Annotated in this window: 23 protein-coding genes; 21 read left to right on the top strand and 2 right to left on the bottom strand. The window is 38.7% G+C overall.

The genetic code is table 11. The annotated features are described in order from the left end of the window. The first annotated feature begins 4 nt into the window (after positions 1 to 4). From rpmD to ACQKNC_RS14870, 19 genes are all read left to right on the top strand, one after another. A complete protein-coding gene (gene rpmD / locus ACQKNC_RS14960) occupies positions 5 to 187 on the top strand; it encodes a 50S ribosomal protein L30 (RefSeq protein WP_053482805.1) in 183 nt (60 codons plus the stop codon). 34 nt (positions 188 to 221) lie between these two features. Continuing rightward, positions 222 to 662, top strand: a complete 441-nt coding sequence (gene rplO / locus ACQKNC_RS14955; RefSeq protein ID WP_427425614.1) for a 50S ribosomal protein L15 — start codon at positions 222 to 224, stop codon at positions 660 to 662. Beyond that, on the top strand, positions 662 to 1,957 hold the full coding sequence (gene secY / locus ACQKNC_RS14950) for a preprotein translocase subunit SecY (protein ID WP_427425613.1): 1,296 nt from the start codon (positions 662 to 664) through the stop codon (positions 1,955 to 1,957). Before rplO ends, secY begins: the two co-directional genes overlap by 1 nt. Before the next feature lie 70 nt (positions 1,958 to 2,027). After that, a complete protein-coding gene (locus ACQKNC_RS14945) occupies positions 2,028 to 2,681 on the top strand; it encodes an adenylate kinase (protein WP_427425612.1) in 654 nt (217 codons plus the stop codon). 411 nt (positions 2,682 to 3,092) lie between these two features. Continuing rightward, the gene (gene infA / locus ACQKNC_RS14940; RefSeq protein ID WP_004233690.1) at positions 3,093 to 3,311 is read left to right on the top strand and encodes a translation initiation factor IF-1; all 219 of its coding nucleotides are present in this window, start codon (positions 3,093 to 3,095) and stop codon (positions 3,309 to 3,311) included. A gap of 37 nt (positions 3,312 to 3,348) precedes the next feature. Then, positions 3,349 to 3,462 carry a 50S ribosomal protein L36 gene (gene rpmJ, locus ACQKNC_RS14935; protein ID WP_000868344.1) on the top strand — a complete coding sequence of 38 codons (114 nt, stop codon included), beginning with the start codon at positions 3,349 to 3,351 and terminating at the stop codon, positions 3,460 to 3,462. Positions 3,463 to 3,486: 24 nt separating this feature from the next. After that, positions 3,487 to 3,852, top strand: a complete 366-nt coding sequence (rpsM, locus tag ACQKNC_RS14930) for a 30S ribosomal protein S13 (RefSeq protein WP_004233729.1) — start codon at positions 3,487 to 3,489, stop codon at positions 3,850 to 3,852. Positions 3,853 to 3,877: 25 nt separating this feature from the next. Continuing rightward, a complete protein-coding gene (gene rpsK / locus ACQKNC_RS14925) occupies positions 3,878 to 4,267 on the top strand; it encodes a 30S ribosomal protein S11 (protein WP_004233731.1) in 390 nt (129 codons plus the stop codon). Positions 4,268 to 4,406: 139 nt separating this feature from the next. After that, the gene (locus ACQKNC_RS14920; protein WP_004233733.1) at positions 4,407 to 5,351 is read left to right on the top strand and encodes a DNA-directed RNA polymerase subunit alpha; all 945 of its coding nucleotides are present in this window, start codon (positions 4,407 to 4,409) and stop codon (positions 5,349 to 5,351) included. A 56-nt stretch (positions 5,352 to 5,407) separates the two neighbouring features. After that, positions 5,408 to 5,788, top strand: coding sequence for a 50S ribosomal protein L17 (gene rplQ / locus ACQKNC_RS14915; protein ID WP_012296051.1), 381 nt, complete (start codon positions 5,408 to 5,410; stop codon positions 5,786 to 5,788). A 467-nt stretch (positions 5,789 to 6,255) separates the two neighbouring features. Next, the gene (locus ACQKNC_RS14910) at positions 6,256 to 7,101 is read left to right on the top strand and encodes an energy-coupling factor ABC transporter ATP-binding protein (protein WP_427425611.1); all 846 of its coding nucleotides are present in this window, start codon (positions 6,256 to 6,258) and stop codon (positions 7,099 to 7,101) included. Further along, positions 7,077 to 7,949: an energy-coupling factor ABC transporter ATP-binding protein gene (locus ACQKNC_RS14905; protein WP_427425610.1), complete on the top strand. Its 873-nt coding sequence runs from the start codon at positions 7,077 to 7,079 to the stop codon at positions 7,947 to 7,949. The genes ACQKNC_RS14910 and ACQKNC_RS14905 overlap by 25 nt, the downstream gene beginning before the upstream one ends. Beyond that, positions 7,946 to 8,743 (top strand): energy-coupling factor transporter transmembrane component T family protein, encoded by a 798-nt coding sequence (locus ACQKNC_RS14900; protein WP_427425609.1) that lies wholly within the window; start codon positions 7,946 to 7,948, stop codon positions 8,741 to 8,743. The genes ACQKNC_RS14905 and ACQKNC_RS14900 overlap by 4 nt, the downstream gene beginning before the upstream one ends. A gap of 14 nt (positions 8,744 to 8,757) precedes the next feature. Beyond that, a complete protein-coding gene (truA, locus tag ACQKNC_RS14895; RefSeq protein WP_427425608.1) occupies positions 8,758 to 9,498 on the top strand; it encodes a tRNA pseudouridine(38-40) synthase TruA in 741 nt (246 codons plus the stop codon). Between the two features lie 473 nt (positions 9,499 to 9,971). After that, positions 9,972 to 10,409, top strand: coding sequence for a 50S ribosomal protein L13 (rplM, locus tag ACQKNC_RS14890; RefSeq protein WP_049662886.1), 438 nt, complete (start codon positions 9,972 to 9,974; stop codon positions 10,407 to 10,409). A 25-nt stretch (positions 10,410 to 10,434) separates the two neighbouring features. Beyond that, positions 10,435 to 10,827 (top strand): 30S ribosomal protein S9, encoded by a 393-nt coding sequence (gene rpsI / locus ACQKNC_RS14885; RefSeq protein ID WP_004233744.1) that lies wholly within the window; start codon positions 10,435 to 10,437, stop codon positions 10,825 to 10,827. A gap of 196 nt (positions 10,828 to 11,023) precedes the next feature. Further along, a complete protein-coding gene (locus ACQKNC_RS14880) occupies positions 11,024 to 11,974 on the top strand; it encodes a DUF4822 domain-containing protein (protein ID WP_427425607.1) in 951 nt (316 codons plus the stop codon). A gap of 178 nt (positions 11,975 to 12,152) precedes the next feature. Next, a complete protein-coding gene (locus tag ACQKNC_RS14875; RefSeq protein ID WP_427425606.1) occupies positions 12,153 to 12,866 on the top strand; it encodes an N-acetylmuramoyl-L-alanine amidase in 714 nt (237 codons plus the stop codon). 71 nt (positions 12,867 to 12,937) lie between these two features. Further along, positions 12,938 to 13,993 (top strand): P-loop NTPase, encoded by a 1,056-nt coding sequence (locus ACQKNC_RS14870; RefSeq protein ID WP_427425605.1) that lies wholly within the window; start codon positions 12,938 to 12,940, stop codon positions 13,991 to 13,993. Between the two features lie 53 nt (positions 13,994 to 14,046). Here ACQKNC_RS14870 and gerD read toward each other — a convergent pair whose 3' ends face one another. Continuing rightward, positions 14,047 to 14,646, bottom strand: a complete 600-nt coding sequence (gene gerD / locus ACQKNC_RS14865) for a spore germination lipoprotein GerD (RefSeq protein WP_427425604.1) — start codon at positions 14,644 to 14,646, stop codon at positions 14,047 to 14,049. 153 nt (positions 14,647 to 14,799) lie between these two features. On the opposite strand from gerD, the gene ACQKNC_RS14860 reads away from it, so the two are divergent. Beyond that, on the top strand, positions 14,800 to 15,474 hold the full coding sequence (locus tag ACQKNC_RS14860; RefSeq protein ID WP_427425603.1) for a KinB-signaling pathway activation protein: 675 nt from the start codon (positions 14,800 to 14,802) through the stop codon (positions 15,472 to 15,474). 229 nt (positions 15,475 to 15,703) lie between these two features. Here the strand turns inward: ACQKNC_RS14860 and ACQKNC_RS14855 are convergent, their stop codons facing one another. Further along, complete coding sequence (locus ACQKNC_RS14855; RefSeq protein ID WP_427425602.1) at positions 15,704 to 16,360, bottom strand: hypothetical protein; 657 nt, start codon at positions 16,358 to 16,360, stop codon at positions 15,704 to 15,706. A 58-nt stretch (positions 16,361 to 16,418) separates the two neighbouring features. On the opposite strand from ACQKNC_RS14855, the gene ACQKNC_RS14850 reads away from it, so the two are divergent. Next, entirely contained in the window at positions 16,419 to 16,601 is a 183-nt protein-coding gene (locus tag ACQKNC_RS14850) for a hypothetical protein (RefSeq protein ID WP_427425601.1), read from the top strand. The last annotated feature ends 395 nt before the right edge of the window (positions 16,602 to 16,996 follow it).

Below are 16,996 nucleotides of genomic sequence, written 5' to 3'. Positions count from 1 at the left end.
GATAATGGCTAATAAATTAGAAATCACCCTTACAAAATCTGTGATTGGTTCTAAACCAGCACAACGCAAAACTATTGAAGCTCTAGGTTTACGTAAATTACACCAAACTGTTGAGAAGGCTGACAATGCAGCAACTCGCGGTATGATTGATGTAGTAGCTCACTTAGTTACTGTAAAAGAAAACTAATTTTTAATTAACGAACAAGGAGGTGCCATCCAATATGAAACTTCATGAGTTAAAACCAGCAGAAGGTTCCCGTAAAGTACGTAACCGCGTAGGTCGCGGTATCGGTTCTGGTAACGGTAAAACTGCAGGTAGAGGTCATAAAGGTCAAAACTCTCGTTCTGGCGGCGGTGTACGCCCTGGATTCGAAGGTGGTCAAAACCCTTTATTCCGTCGTTTACCGAAACGCGGCTTTACTAACATTAACCGTAAAGAGTACGCGATCGTTAATCTTGACACATTAAACCGTTTTGAAGATGGTGCAGAGGTAACTGCTGCATTATTACTTGAAACTGGTCTTGTGAGCAATGAAAAAGCTGGAATTAAAGTTCTTGGAAACGGAACTCTTGATAAAAAGCTTACAGTAAAAGCTCATAAATTCTCAGCTTCAGCTAAAGAAGCAATCGAGAATGCCGGTGGAACTACTGAGGTGATTTAATGTTTCAGACGATCTCTAACTTTATGCGTGTTCGAGATATACGAAATAAAATCATTTTCACTCTTTTAATGTTAATCGTTTTCCGTATTGGTACGTTTGTACCAGTACCAAACGTTGACGCTAATGTATTAAAGGCAACTGATGAGTACAATCTCGTTGGTTTCCTCAATACTTTTGGCGGTGGTGCTTTGAAAAACTTCTCTATCTTCGCGATGGGAATTATGCCTTACATCACTGCTTCAATTATTGTTCAGTTATTGCAAATGGACGTAGTACCGAAATTTGCTGAGTGGGCAAAGCAAGGTGAAGTCGGAAGACGAAAACTTGCTCAATTTACTCGTTACTTTACAATTATTCTTGCCTTAATCCAATCATTCGCGCTCTCATTTGGATTTAATAAAATGTATGGCGGAACTTTGATTAAAGAAGAAGGAATTTTAACATATGTTACAATTTCTATTGTATTAACAGCGGGTACAGCATTCCTAGTATGGCTTGCTGAACAAATTACTGCGCATGGTGTTGGTAATGGTATTTCGGTTATAATTTTCGCAGGTATCGTTGCGGCATTACCGAATGGCATTAACCAAATCTATGCACAGCAAATCGAGGGTGCTGGTGATAAGCTATTTATCAATCTAGTGATTCTTGGTTTACTTGTTTTAGTTATGCTTGCAGTTGTTGTTGGAGTTATCTACGTGCAACAAGCACTACGTAAAATTCCAATTCAATATGCAAAACGCGTTACAGGACGTAATCAACAAACTGGTGGTCAACAAACGCATTTACCGTTAAAAGTTAATGCTGCAGGGGTTATTCCGGTAATCTTTGCTTCAGCGTTTCTAATGACACCACGTACGTTAGTTCCGTTCTTGGGTGATAGTGGTTTATCAACATTCATTCAAAACACTTTTGATAATACAAAACCTGTTGGGATGATTGTTTACATCGCATTGATCGTCGCGTTCACATATTTCTACGCATTCGTACAAGTGAATCCAGAAAATGTGGCAGATAACTTGAAAAAGCAAGGTGCTTACATTCCAGGTATTCGTCCTGGTGAAAGCACACAAACGTATTTAACAAGCGTGTTATATCGTCTGACATTTGTCGGTGCGATTTTCTTAACTGTTATTTCAGTAATGCCGATTATATTCATAAAATTTATGAATCTACCAGCCACAGTGCAAATCGGTGGTACTAGTATTATTATCGTAGTCGGCGTAGCGCTCGAAACGATGAAACAGCTAGAATCTCAACTTGTTAAACGTCACTACAAAGGCTTTATGAAGTAATGTTGGTTTTTAGGGAACGTTCTATCGTTTCCTGAAATCAGCAAACCTTTTGTGGGAGGAATATTTCCGTATGAATATCGTTTTAATGGGTCTGCCAGGTGCTGGTAAAGGTACACAGGCAGATAAAATTGTTGAGAAGTACGCGATTCCTCATATTTCTACAGGCGATATGTTCCGTGCTGCTATTAAAGATGGTACAGAACTAGGCTTGCAGGCTAAATCGTTTATGGATCAAGGTGCTCTTGTACCGGATGAAGTAACGATTGGTATTGTTCGTGAACGACTTGGTAAACCTGATTGTGAAAAGGGCTTCTTATTAGATGGATTCCCACGTACGGTTCCTCAAGCTGAAGCTTTAGACAGCATTCTTGCTGATCTTGGTAAAGCTATTGAACATACAATTAACATCCAAGTTGAAAAAGATGAGCTAGTTGCTCGTCTATCAGGTCGTCGTATTTGTAAAACTTGTGGTACATCTTATCATCTAGTTTTCAATCCTCCAGCTGAGGAAGGAAAATGTGATAAAGATGGCGGCGAGCTTTATACACGTGCGGATGATAATCCTGAAACGGTTGCAAACCGTCTGGAAGTAAATATGAAACAAGCACAACCATTACTTGACTACTATGAAGTAAAAGGTGTGTTAACAAATATAGATGGACAGCAAGACATTAACAAAGTGTTTGCTGATCTTGATGCTCTATTACAGGGCAGCCGCAGCTGATACCCGGCTCCGGGCGCAGAATACTGCTTCCGCGGGAGGCATGCGGGAGCAACAACGAAGCATAATTTTTTTGAGAGTTGCAAAAGCATATTGTGCCCGGTATATATTTCTTTTAAAAAGTGCAACATTACTTTTGGGAGAGTATAATGGGTTTCGTGGAAGCATCTGTGTAACGGGTATGAATATCTCATCCTAGACATTCCGGTATTCGTGTAAACATGGGAAATCAGTGTCCTTGCTGGTCCTGTATATTCCGTGGATTGTGTGAAACGAAACCAGACGAGCGTCTTTCAACATCTCTCATACAATCCAAACATATGTTGAAACGAGGTTGCATCTATAGTTGCAGCAGATATCCGTTTGATGTAACGATGAGAACTTTAATTTGCATATAGAGAGGAGACAGAGTAGATGGCGAAAGATGATGTAATTGAAGTCGAAGGAACAGTTGTTGAGACTTTGCCAAACGCGATGTTTAAGGTAGAATTAGAAAATGGACATGTGATTCTAGCACACGTTTCGGGTAAGATTCGTATGCACTTTATCCGTATTCTACCAGGAGATAAGGTTACTATCGAGTTATCTCCTTATGATTTAACTCGCGGTCGTATCACATACCGTTTTAAATAATCTTTTGCGCTCCGGACTATTAAGGAGGTTAGGTTAGATGAAAGTGAGACCATCTGTGAAACCGATCTGCGAAAAATGTAAAGTAATTCGCCGACGCGGTAAAGTAATGGTAATCTGTGAAAATCCTAAACACAAACAAAAACAAGGTTAATTCTAAAGGAGGTGCACAACGTACATGGCACGTATTGCTGGTGTTGACATTCCTCGCGACAAACGCGTGGTAATTTCATTAACGTACATTTTCGGTATTGGTAAAACTACAGCTCAGAAAGTACTAGCTGACGCAGGTATTTCAGAAGATACACGCGTACGCGACTTAACTGAAGATGAGTTAAACAAAATCCGTGAACAATTAGATTCATACAAACTTGAAGGTGACTTACGTCGCGAAACTTCATTAAATATTAAACGTCTGATGGAAATCGGTTCATTCCGTGGTATCCGTCACCGTCGTGGTTTACCTGTTCGTGGTCAGAATACGAAGAACAATGCGCGTACGCGTAAAGGTCCTCGTAAAACAGTTGCGAACAAGAAAAAATAATAAGTAAAGGAGGTTCCTTCTTAACATGGCTCGTAAACAACAAACTCGTAAACGTCGTGTGAAAAAGAATATCGAATCTGGTATCGCTCACATTCGTTCTACATTTAACAATACAATCGTAACGATTACAGATATGCAAGGTAACGCTGTATCTTGGTCAAGTGCTGGTGCTCTTGGTTTCCGTGGTTCACGTAAATCTACACCATTCGCTGCTCAAATGGCTGCAGAAACTGCTGCTAAAACTTCCCTTGAACATGGTCTGAAAACGTTGGAAGTAACTGTTAAAGGTCCTGGTGCTGGTCGTGAAGCTGCAATTCGTGCACTTCAAGCTGCTGGTTTAGAAGTAACTGCTATTAAAGACGTTACTCCAGTTCCTCATAACGGTTGCCGTCCGCCAAAACGTCGTCGCGTGTAATGGGTGCGTCTCATATTGTATGAGAACATCATTTTTTGTACAGACTGTCTTGTGCAGATAATAAACGATACGTCAATGACGATCGAATCTATGATGGAAAGAACCTATACAATCGATGTTTTGAAGGAGGGTAAATAAAATGATCGAAATTGAAAAACCAAAGATTGAAACGGTGGAGATCAGCGAAGATTCCAAATATGGAAAGTTTGTTGTAGAACCGCTTGAACGCGGATATGGAAACACTTTGGGTAATTCTTTACGTCGTATCCTTCTGTCTTCATTACCAGGAGCTGCTGTCACTTCAATTCAAATTGACGGTGTTCTTCACGAATTCTCAACTGTAGAAGGCGTTGTAGAAGATGTAGCTTCAATTATTTTGAACGTGAAAAAACTAGCTCTTAAAATCTACTCTGACGAAGAAAAAGTTATTGAGATTGATGTAAAAGGCGATGGTACAGTTACAGCTGCTGACATTACACATGACAGTGATGTAGAAATTTTAAACCCGGATCTATATATTGCAACAATCGCTAAAAACGGTCATTTACGTATGCGTATGTACGCACAACGCGGCCGTGGTTACACTCCTGCTGATCAAAACAAACGTGAGGATCTTCCTATCGGCGTGATCCCGATCGACTCTATTTACACTCCAGTATCACGCGTCAATTTCCAAGTGGAAAATACTCGTGTAGGTCAGTCTTCTGACTACGATAAACTTTCTCTTGATGTGTGGACAGATGGTAGCATCGGTCCGAAAGAGGCGATTTCGCTCGGAGCAAAAATTTTAACCGAGCATCTTAACATCTTCGTTGGCATGACAGATGAGGCACAAACAGCTGAAATCATGGTCGAAAAAGAAGAAGATCAAAAAGAAAAAGTTTTAGAGATGACTATTGAAGAACTTGATCTTTCTGTTCGTTCTTACAACTGCTTAAAACGCGCTGGTATTAACACAGTACTAGAACTTGCGAATAAGTCAGAAGACGATATGATGAAAGTTCGTAACCTTGGACGTAAGTCACTTGAAGAAGTAAAAGCGAAGTTAGAAGAGCTTGGTTTAGGGTTACGCAAAGAAGACTAAGCGATTTAAACAAAACTTACAAGATCAGATATTTTTTATAAAGGAGGGAAACATCCATGGGTTACAGAAAACTTGGTCGTACAAGTTCTCAACGTAAAGCGATGTTACGTGACTTAGCTACTGATTTAATCATCAACGAGCGTATCGAAACTACTGAGGCTCGCGCTAAAGAAGTACGTAAAGCTGTTGAAAAAATGATTACTTTAGGTAAACGCGGTGATTTACATGCACGCCGTCAAGCTGCTGCATTCATTCGTCGTGAACTAGTAACAACTACTGACGCAGAAGGTAACGAAACAACTTCATTTGCACTTCAAAAGTTATTTGATGATGTTGCACCACGTTATGCAGAGCGTCAAGGTGGTTACACTCGTATTCTTAAAGTAGGTCCTCGTCGTGGTGACGGTGCACCTGTTGTTGTGATTGAATTAGTTTAATCATAAGAGAAGACAAGTGGTGAAGAGGGTGGAATCACCACCCTCTTTCTTTATAAATGATTTATACGACAAATAATTAAGCTGAGCGTTATGATGAGCGGACACTGTTGTGTGGCGTCTCGTTTAGCTCTCCGCACCTCATTCAGAGGGAACAAGGGCTTGAGCACCCGTGTTTCTTGAAAATGTAACGACTAGCGCATTTCTATCGAATGAGGTGCGCGCTTTTTTATTTTTTAGGGAAGTATGAGATAGCGCCAATTTAGTGGTGCTTTTTTTTATACTCTGATTCTATAATGGTCAATTGCCTGTACTTTTGAGATGCCTCACTTGGCAATTTGGATAAGCAAAAGAATGGAAAAGTGATTTTAGCACTTTTCTTTTACTGACATAGTGATTGTAGTAGAATTCATACATAAAAAAGTGTAAGTTAGTTAGTAGAGCTGAGCATGTAGAGAGGAGTTCTAGAAATGCCAGAAATTTTATCATTAAATAATGTAACATTTTCATATACACCAGAAGAAAAAGACAGTCGCAATGCTGTTGAAAATGTAAGCTTCGCGGTACAGGAAGGGGAATGGATTGCCATTGTTGGCCATAACGGTTCTGGTAAATCCACCATTGCAAAGCTTATGAATGGATTGCTTTATCCACAGCAGGGTGATGTACGTATATTATGTGAGTTATTAAGTGAAGAAAACCTATGGGAAAGCCGCTCACAGATGGGGATGGTTTTTCAAAATCCAGACAATCAATTTGTTGGAGCAACAGTGCAGGATGATGTTGCTTTTGCTCTTGAAAATAACGGTGTACCGTTTGAAGAGATGGTAGAACGTGTACATGCAGCACTCGAGCAAGTAAAAATGGGGGATTTTTTAGATCATGAGCCACATCACTTATCAGGAGGGCAAAAGCAGCGTGTAGCCATTGCAGGCGCACTTGCATTGAAACCAAAGCTCCTTATTCTAGATGAAGCAACATCTATGCTAGATCCACAAGGGCGCGCTGAGGTATTACAAACAGTTCAAAATTTACGTGCTGAAACAGGGCTAACGGTAATATCTATTACACATGATTTAGAAGAAGCAATGCTTGCTGATCGTGTTCTCTTTATGAATGATGGCAAGAAATTTTCTGAGGGTACACCTGCTGAAATTTTTGCGCTTGGGGACAAGCTAGTCGAGTTTGGGCTAGACTTACCGTTTGTCATGAAGTTATCAAAGTTATTGCAAAAGGAAGGTGTTCCACTAATGGGACAACATATGACAGAAGAAGAGTTGGTGAATGATTTATGGACATCAAACTTCAACAAGTAAGCTATGCTTATTCACAAGGTACACCTTTTGAAAAACGTGCATTATTTGATGTAGATTTTGAAATTCCTTCACATACTTATCAGGCAATCATCGGACATACCGGTTCTGGTAAGTCGACAATTCTTCAGCATTTTAATGCACTTCTAAAACCAACTTCAGGGGAAGTACATATTGGAGATCGCATTGTTGTAGCTGGAAAAAAGGCGAAGGATTTAAAGGCTGTACGTCAAAAGGTTGGTATTGTGTTTCAATTCCCAGAGCATCAACTGTTTGAAGAAACTGTACTAAAGGATATTATGTTTGGCCCTATGAACTTTGGCGTATCGGAGCAAGAGGCAGAAGCACGAGCAAAAGAGCTTATTGGCTTAGTAGGTTTACCAGAGAACGTACTTGAAAAATCACCTTTTGATTTATCAGGTGGACAAATGCGTAGGGTAGCTATTGCTGGCGTTTTAGCAATGGAACCTGAAGTTATTGTTTTAGATGAGCCAACTGCAGGTCTTGATCCACGTGGTCAGAAAGAGATTATGGATATGTTTTATAAGCTACACAAGGAAAGTGGCCTAACAACGATACTTGTTACGCACAGTATGGAGGACGCAGCTCGATATGCAGACAATATTGTCATTATGCATGAAGGGAAAAATGTACTAAGTGGCACACCACAAGAAATTTTCAAAGATGTGGAGACATTAAAGAATTTCCGATTAGAACCACCTCGTATCGTACGCTTTCAACAAAAAATCGAAAAATTGATAAACAAATCCTTCTCAAAGATATGCTTAACCGAAGAAGAGCTAGCAATTGAAATAGCTCGAGTGCTTAGAGAGGAGCGTGGAAAGTCATGATGGAGAAAATGATTTTTGGACGCTTCCTTCCAGGGAATTCTCCAGTTCATAAGCTCGATCCACGATCAAAGCTTATATTTGTGTTTGCATTCATTATTATTGTTTTTTTAGCAAACAATACGGTGACATATGCCTTGTTACTGGCATTTACCTTACTGATTGTGCTAGTGTCACGTATTCGTTTGTATTTTTTAATTAATGGTCTAAAGCCAGTACTTTTTTTAATGGCATTTACCTTCTTGATTCATATATTTATGACGAAAGAAGGTGCCCCGGTATTTGAGTGGAAGTTTATCACGATCTATGAGGAAGGTATCCGACAAGGGATATTTATTTCGATACGTTTCCTAGTTCTAGTGTTTATGACATCTATCTTAACGCTTACAACGTCACCGATTTCAATTACGGATGGCATTGAAGTACTGCTAAATCCATTAAAAGCGGTGAAAGTACCTGTACATGAGTTAGCTCTGATGATGTCTATTTCATTGCGCTTTATTCCAACGTTAATGGATGAAACAGATAAAATTATGAAGGCACAAATGGCACGTGGTTCGGATTTATCTTCTGGACCAATAAAGGATCGGATTAAAGCGGTTGTGCCTTTACTGGTACCTCTCTTTGTAAGTGCTTTTAAACGAGCTGAGGATCTAGCAACAGCTATGGAAGTAAGAGGCTACCGTGGGGGCGAAGGGCGTACTAGATATCGCAAGCTAAAGTGGGATATGAGTGATACATTTTCACTCGTGTTATTAGTAGCTATGGCCGTTTTACTATTCTTCTATAGAAGTTAAAAGGAGTAAGCTTTATGCGACGATTAAAAGCAATTATAAGTTATGATGGAACGCAATTTTCAGGTTATCAAGTACAGCCAGGAGAGCGCACAGTACAGGCTGAGGTTGAGCGTGTTTTAGCCATTATGCATAAAGGGGAAAAGATAAAGGTAACTGCTAGTGGACGTACAGATGCAAGAGTGCATGCAACAGGCCAAACATTGCATTTTGATTCGCCACTCTCGATTCCAGTTGATAAATACATGAAGGCATTGAATGTTCAACTGCCAAGAGATATTCGAGTAATGTCGATTGAAGAAGTAGCTACTGATTTTCATGCGCGCTACAGTGTAACAGGAAAGCGGTACCGATATATATGGTCATGTGAGCCTGTACAGAGTCCATTCCGCAGATATTACACTGTAGAGACAAATGGTGTAAAACCAAATGTTGAGGCAATGCAGAAGGCAGCAAAGGCTATTATCGGTACCCATGATTTTTCATGCTTTTGTGCAGCCAATACAAGTGTCAAAGATAAGGTGCGGACAGTGACTACACTACAATTTGAATGGTATGGTGAGGAGCTACATATGGTGATTGAAGGAAGTGGCTTCTTATATAATATGGTTCGTATTATCGCAGGTACGCTTTGGGAAGTTGGTATAGGACGTCGTGACATTGAGAACGTGGAGCTAGTCGTTAAATCTATGAATCGTGATAAAGCAGGCAAGACTGCACCTCCACAAGGTCTGTATCTTGAGAAAGTCTTCTATTAAAAAAGGTTCATCACCATAACGTGTGGTTGATTTACGTTCCGACTGGGCGCTTTCCTGGGGGCGTCCGATGAGCCGCTTCACTCGCTCCAGGGTCTCATCTGTGACGCTAATCCCCAAGGAGTCTCCCAGTCTCCACTCCAATCAACGTATATAAATTGTATACGTTTTTAACAAATGTCATCCCCAGCTTTTGATGACAAGTTATGATGGAGAACAACTGGCGAATGTTATAGAATTCTTGAAGCAAAATTTTTTATTATTTTATAAAAACAAGGCTCACAACTGCCCTAATTTTAACAATCAATAAATCTGAACAACTTCTCCAGGTGTTTATTGAAATTGCTTGACTTTAAAAGTCATTCATTATATGATAACAGATGGTATTTTCATTACCACCACAAATAAGCCCCGAAAACTTATAGTGTAGTTTAATGAAAAATAACGGTAATCGAATCGATTAGGAGGATATATACATGCGTACAACATTCATGGCTAAAGGTCACGAAGTAGACCGTAAATGGCTAGTAGTTGATGCAGAAGGCCAAACTCTTGGACGTTTAGCTTCTGAAGTAGCTGCTATCTTACGTGGTAAACATAAACCAACATTCACACCAAACGTTGACACAGGTGATCACGTAATCATCATCAACGCTGACAAAATCCATTTAACTGGTAACAAATTAGAGGGTAAACTTTACCGTCACCATACTCAATTTGCGGGTGGTTTAAAAACTCGTACTGCTGGTGAAATGTTAGACAAATACCCAACAAGAATGATCGAATTAGCAATTAAAGGGATGCTTCCTAAAAACTCTTTAGGTCGCAAAATGTTCACTAAACTTAACGTTTACACTGGAACAGAGCATCCACATGCTGCACAAAAACCAGAAGCTTACGAGCTTCGCGGATAATATAAATTAAGAGGAGGATATTACTTTGGCACAAGTTCAATACATCGGCACTGGTCGCCGTAAAAGCTCTGTAGCTCGCGTACGTTTAGTACCAGGTACAGGTAAAATTGTTATCAACAAACGTGAAATCGAAGAATACGTACCATTCGCTGCTTTACGTGAAGTAATTAAACAACCATTAGTAGCTACTGAAACTACAGGAAGCTATGATATCCACGTAAACGTTAACGGTGGTGGATACACTGGTCAAGCTGGTGCAGTACGTCACGGTATCGCTCGTGCTCTACTTCAAGTAGACCCAGATTTCCGTGCTGCATTAAAATCTGCTGGATTACTTACTCGTGATTCACGCATGAAAGAACGTAAAAAACCAGGTCTACGCGGCGCTCGTCGTGCACCTCAGTTCTCAAAACGTTAATATCGTTGTTATATCAACGTTTACAACCCTTTCTCGAATTTTCGAGAAGGGGTTTTTTTGTGCAGAAAATACTTTGATACTCTTTAATCCTAAGGAACTGTTGTCTTGAATATTAATAGCAACTGTGATGTGTATTTTATATAGAAATGGCTGATACTACTTTTAGGTTCTTTATTCTGAAAATGGAGGTCAATATATGAAAAGGCTATTAATATTATCACTGGCAGCAGTTGCACTTCTCGGTGCATGTGGTAATAAAACTGATGTAAAAAAAACTGAGGAAGTAAAAACAGGGAATACGGCAGATCAAAGACAGGTAGAAATAACAGACGGTCATGCGAATGCCAAAATTCTTAGTAGTTCAGACTGGCAAGCCACAAAAGTTTATGACAAAAATAATAAAGATTTAACAGCAGAAAATTCAAATTTACTTGGTCTTGCGAAATATGACGCTGATTCAGCACGCTATGAATTCTTCGATCCAAATACAGCTGGAAGCCTTGACGATAAAGGGATTTTCTTTATTACGAATGATGGAAAGCGTAGAGTATTGATCTCAGAAACGAAAAATTACCAAGAAATTGTGGATATTACTAAGCTAACAAATAAAGTGTTTACTTATAAACGCATGGGGAAAGATGCAAATGGTAGTGATGTAGAGGTATTCGTTGAGCATGTCCCTTATACGGAAAAACACCTAACATTTACTGCACCAGATAAAACTTTAAATACTTCTACAGGTCCTATTGTTAAGGATGTGGATGGAGATAAGATTTTAGCTAGTACGCTTTGGCAAGGAACAGTTGTATTAGATGTAAACAAACATGATGTAACACAATATAATACTAATTTTATTAGCATTGCTAAATATGATGTTAATACGAATAAATATGAATTTTTCAATCCTGAAACAGGTAAAAGCCGAGGTGACTATGGTTACTTTAATGTTATCGATGGAAATAAATTAAGAGCTCATGTTTCAATTGGCGATAATAAATATGGGGCTGTGCTCGAAATTACTGAGCTAAATAATAAGAAATTCACGTATAAAAGAACTGGTAAAGATAAAGATGGTAAGGATATAACAGTATTTGTTGAGCATGAACCTTATACAGGTAAGTTTAAACCAGAATTTACACTAAAATAATAAATTTAAGGCTTAAGTTCTTGTATTATAAATAGATTAACGATGTTTTATCATTACTAAAATAATACCTTCTACTACAAAAAAACTCTCAATTTTAATACTTGAGAGTTTTTTCTACTTTCAGGCATAGTTCAATCACTAACTTCGTACACTAATCGTAAAAGGGTGGTGGATATGGGTGAAGCGCTGGCTTGCACTAGGAGTAATTATGCTAATGAGTATAGTGGTTGTGGCATATGAAACGAATGCTTCGAACCGTAACTTCTTCTTACCGGACCCACTAGGTGGCATAAAAATTGTCATTGATGCGGGACACGGAGGTCAGGATGGAGGGGCTTCAAAGGGCGAAGTAATTGAAAAGGATATTACACTTGCAATTGCCCAGTATGTGGAGAAGCAATTAAAGAAAAAAGGCGCCACAGTCGTAATGACGCGAACAACAGATGGAGACGTTATCGATGAACACGCGTCATCAGAAAAGTTTGGGACATTAAGAGAGCGAAAAAAGCAGGACATCTTTTTAAGAAAAGACATAGTAGAAAAAGAAAAGCCGGATATTTTTATTACAATTCATGCAAATGCCATTCCTGAAACAAAATGGCGTGGAGCACAGGTGTTTTATCATAAAGAGGGACATGCTGAAAGTGAATTATTAGCAAAGAGCATTCAAGGTTCCATTCGCACTAATTTGAAAAATACTGACCGAGAAGCAATGTCTATAAAACAAATATATTTATTGAAAAAAGCTGATGTACCTGCTGCACTAGTAGAAACAGGGTTTATAAGTAATGATGAGGAACGTGCACTATTAACGGATAAGAAATACCAAGAAAAAATGGGAGATGCTATTGTTGAAGGTATAGAAGAGTATTTATTAGCTAAAATTGAATAGAGCAACAACCCAACGAAAATCAAATCATTATGATATACTAACATTGAGATAATATAAGGGGAGTGTTCGTCGTGATAACTGAACAACAAGTACGAGAAATATTAGGACAACTACAAGATCCATTTTTACATAAATCATTTGCAGAAACAGACGGTATTACAAACGTAGCGATAAAAGAAGAGAAGAACCATGTCAGTGTAAAAATTGCGATTGCTAAAACAAATACACCTGAACAATTACAGCTACAAATGAAAATTGTTGAAGTTTTGAAAGAAGCGGGTGCAAATACAGTTGGTATTCGTTTCGAAGAGCTGTCAGCAGAACAACTACAGGGCTTCCGTGGCGTAGCAACTGAGGCTGAAGCACAGGATATTTTATCTCCGCTTAGCACAGTTCAAGTTATTTCAATTGCCTCTGGTAAAGGCGGTGTAGGGAAATCTACGGTATCAGTTAATTTAGCTGTCGCATTAGCTCGTCTAGGTAAGAAGGTTGGCTTGATTGATGCTGATATTTACGGGTTCAGTGTGCCTGATATGATGGGTGTTACAGATATGCCCAAAGTGGTAGACAATCGAATTTTCCCTGTTGATCGTTTAGGTGTGAAAATGATCTCGATGGGCTTCTTTGTTGAAAATAACGCACCAATTGTATGGCGTGGCCCAATGTTAGGTAAAGTGTTAGATCAGTTCTTCCGTGATGTAGAATGGGGCGAGCTAGACTATCTTCTATTGGATTTACCACCAGGTACAGGTGACGTTGCATTAGATATTCACCAAATGCTTCCTTCATCAAAAGAAATTGTCGTAACAACACCACATCCAACGGCAGCGTTCGTTGCAGCTCGCGCAGGTGCAATGGCTTTACAAACTGACCATGAAATTTTAGGTGTTATTGAAAACATGGCATGGTATGAATCGAAATCAGGTGACCGTGAATTCGTATTCGGTCAAGGTGGAGGTCCAAAGTTAGCGGAAGAGCTGCGTACAGAGCTACTTGGTCAAATTCCTCTTGGTCAACCTGACTGGTCAGAAGAAGATTTTGCACCTTCTGTTTATGCTGAAAAACACACTACTGGCCAAATCTATTTAGATATCGCGACGAAAATCATAAATAAGTTAAATAAATAATAAAAACGGATTTCCTCAAACAATGGAGGAAATCCGTTTTTACATATAAGTGGTTACTGAGAGCTCTTTTGCTCATTGCCACCACCACCACCAGCTTCTTTTTTACCGCCGCCGCCAGTTTTACCTGCCTCGCCGCCACTCTTCTTAATAAGCTCCTGCCATTTCGTTTGCATAAGCGGACTTTCAATCGTTTCCTTGACGACCTCCTCCATTTGTTTTCTCATATTGGAGGATTTTAGAATAGTCTCTAACTGCTTTTGCATATCTGGCTGGCCAAAGAAAGCCTCCATATCTTTTTGGAAAGAGGGGTCTTTTATTAATTCCTTCATAATATCCTGTTGTTGCTTTTGCATACTTTTAGCTACGGTTTCCTTAAATTTTGGATCCTCAAAAGTCTTTTTCCAAAAGTCTTCTGCTTCTTTGGAAAGCAAGGTAGACTCGGTTGCCTTCTTCACTTCATCATGCTCCAAAACTAATAATTCACGGAAACTTGGGTCCTCTAAAAGTTTTCGCAGCGCCTTTTTACCATCTTCAGTTTGTAAAGAGTCGATCATTATTTTTTTTATTTCATCGTAGGACATGGTAGAGGCTTTATCTTGTGAACAAGCAGAAAGAAAAAGCATTAGAATTAGTAGTAAGATGAATTTTCGCATCGATAATCAGCCCTTTCTATATATAGACTCTTTCAATTATTGTTCACATTTATGATGACTTTATGTATTGATTAGGATGAGAAATAGCTTTTTTAACAATGCATTGTTAAAATAAGGACAGATATACATTGAGAAATTGGGGGACTTTTAGTTGTGACGATACGAAATTGGGCAAAGTTTTTCTTTTTTGCAATGCTCGTTGGGGGCGCAGTCAACGGAATTTGCAGTTTATTTATTCGATGGGACTTCTTTCAACCATATATAACAAATGGTCACTGGGGTGAATTTTTAGCTGGGCTTTTATGGATGGTTTTCTTAGGATTCACAATGAGTGTTATTGCACAGGCAGGCTTTTTTGCTTATTTAACGCTCCATCAAGTGGGGGTTAATATTTTTAGAACACTTACATTATGGAATTGGGTACAGCTATTATTAATTGCTATTACTATTTTTGATATTATATTCTTCCGTTTCATGCCAGGTGTAAAGGATGGACAAAGCTGGTTATTCTATATTGGCTTGTTAATTGTATTAATATTCGGCGCTATAGCAACAGCCATTCAAAAAGTAAAATTAACAGGAAAAAAACATGTTTTCATTTCGGCATTATTTTTTATGATTGTCGTTACAACACTGGAATGGACAATTGCATTAATGGGTCGCGATGAAAAAATTAACGAGTATGTTGCACTATTATTATTCCCGCTACTCGCTGTAAATGCTTATCAATTATTAGTATTACCAAAATATAATGCAAAATCCGAAGAAGATCGTCAAAAATTAGAAGCACGCCGCAAAGCACGTCGTGAACAAGTTAAAAATGCATAAAAAAGAAGTTGCCTCTATAAATCATTGGAGGCAACTTCTTTTTTATCTGCATTAACGGGCGTATTACCGAAAGTTAGGTACAAGACTCTTTCCGTAAAATTTAGCGAAAGTAAAGAAGTTAGCGAAAGTAAAGAAGATAGATGGGAGATCAACTGCCCGTAAAAGTCCGATTGATGAAGACTAATAATCAGTGGGTATGAAGAAAACCTCCACTGATTAAAGTTTGACTTTATGGTGATTTTTTTGTTTGAACTTTATAACCGAATATATTTTCCTCAATCGACATAAATTTATTTTGTTGTAGCAATGTATTTAGCTCTTTAAACGAGATTTTATTATTTTGGTGTAAAGAGATAAAAACAAAATCTCCCTTTTGTAATTTAGGTGTCTTTTCACCTTTCCAAATTAGAGAGGGAGAAAGTATATTCATCTGTTGTTGAAATAAGTTATTTTGTAAATCCTGAGAATACTGGTGATTTTGTGTTGCAAACCAAAGTGGTGTTTCTTGCAAATGCTTTTCGTAAATATTAATACCTTTTTGAACGATGGCAAAATCAATTGGCTTATCCACTGAATCCTCAGGTCCTAATAATCCTGTAGGCAGCTTTCGCTCTTTAATGACTTTTATGTGCTCGGGTGAACGCTCAATCCACGCAGCATCTAACAATAGAAGCGGATAAGGTTCTTTTACAGTTTTAAGCCAGTCCAACAAGGTTTCATCAGAAAAAGAAATTTCGACAATAAGTGATGTACCATAATGTCCTTTTGTTACAACTGCTGGAGCATCAGCGATGTTAAACACAGAAATCATAGTAGAATTTATCGGCTTTATAAAGATAAACAGTATTACGATGAAAATCAATGAAATCAACGTTTTACGAACCATTATAACAACCTCGTTTCTATATTTTTAACTTCTTTCAGCAAGTGTTTTCGTAGCGAAAGTGAAACGTCAGCTACAAATGTCTTTTGTAGCAAAAGCAAAGCGTCAGCTACAGAAGTTTCCCACCTCTATAGGTGGTGAGATGAATGCAGGTTTAAGCTACTTTTCAGTGGGTGTCCAAACATCCGCTGAAATAGAGGAACTCAGTCTAAGAACGCCACGTCCTGTGGCAACGACTGAGTGACCAACTTCGTGTTGGCCTAAAGCCTCCGGTGGATGTCACGGAAATCGGAAAGGAGTTCTTTGTGCAAGCACAAACTCGATTCCGGACGCAATTATGCCGAGGCATAATTGATAAGAAAAAATAAAGTTCTTAAAAAAACTTATGATTTAGTGTTGACTTTCATGATTAATCGATGTTATTATGTATAAGTCGCCAAGAGATGACACAGTAAAAGAAAAAATGAACCTTGAAAACTGAACAAGCAAAACGTAATCAATAAAGCTTTTAGTAGCTAACCTTGAGTTAGTGAACGAAACAAAATTTTGGACATCAAACATGATGCCAGCAAAACAATTTGAGCTAATCAAATTTCTTTTTATGGAGAGTTTGATCCTGGCTCAGGACGAACGCTGGCG

This window comes from Lysinibacillus sp. NPDC094177, assembly GCF_050279145.1.
Classification (GTDB): domain Bacteria; phylum Bacillota; class Bacilli; order Bacillales_A; family Planococcaceae; genus Lysinibacillus.
Note: the sequence above shows the minus strand (reverse complement) of the source record. Positions and strands in the feature narration are given on the sequence as shown.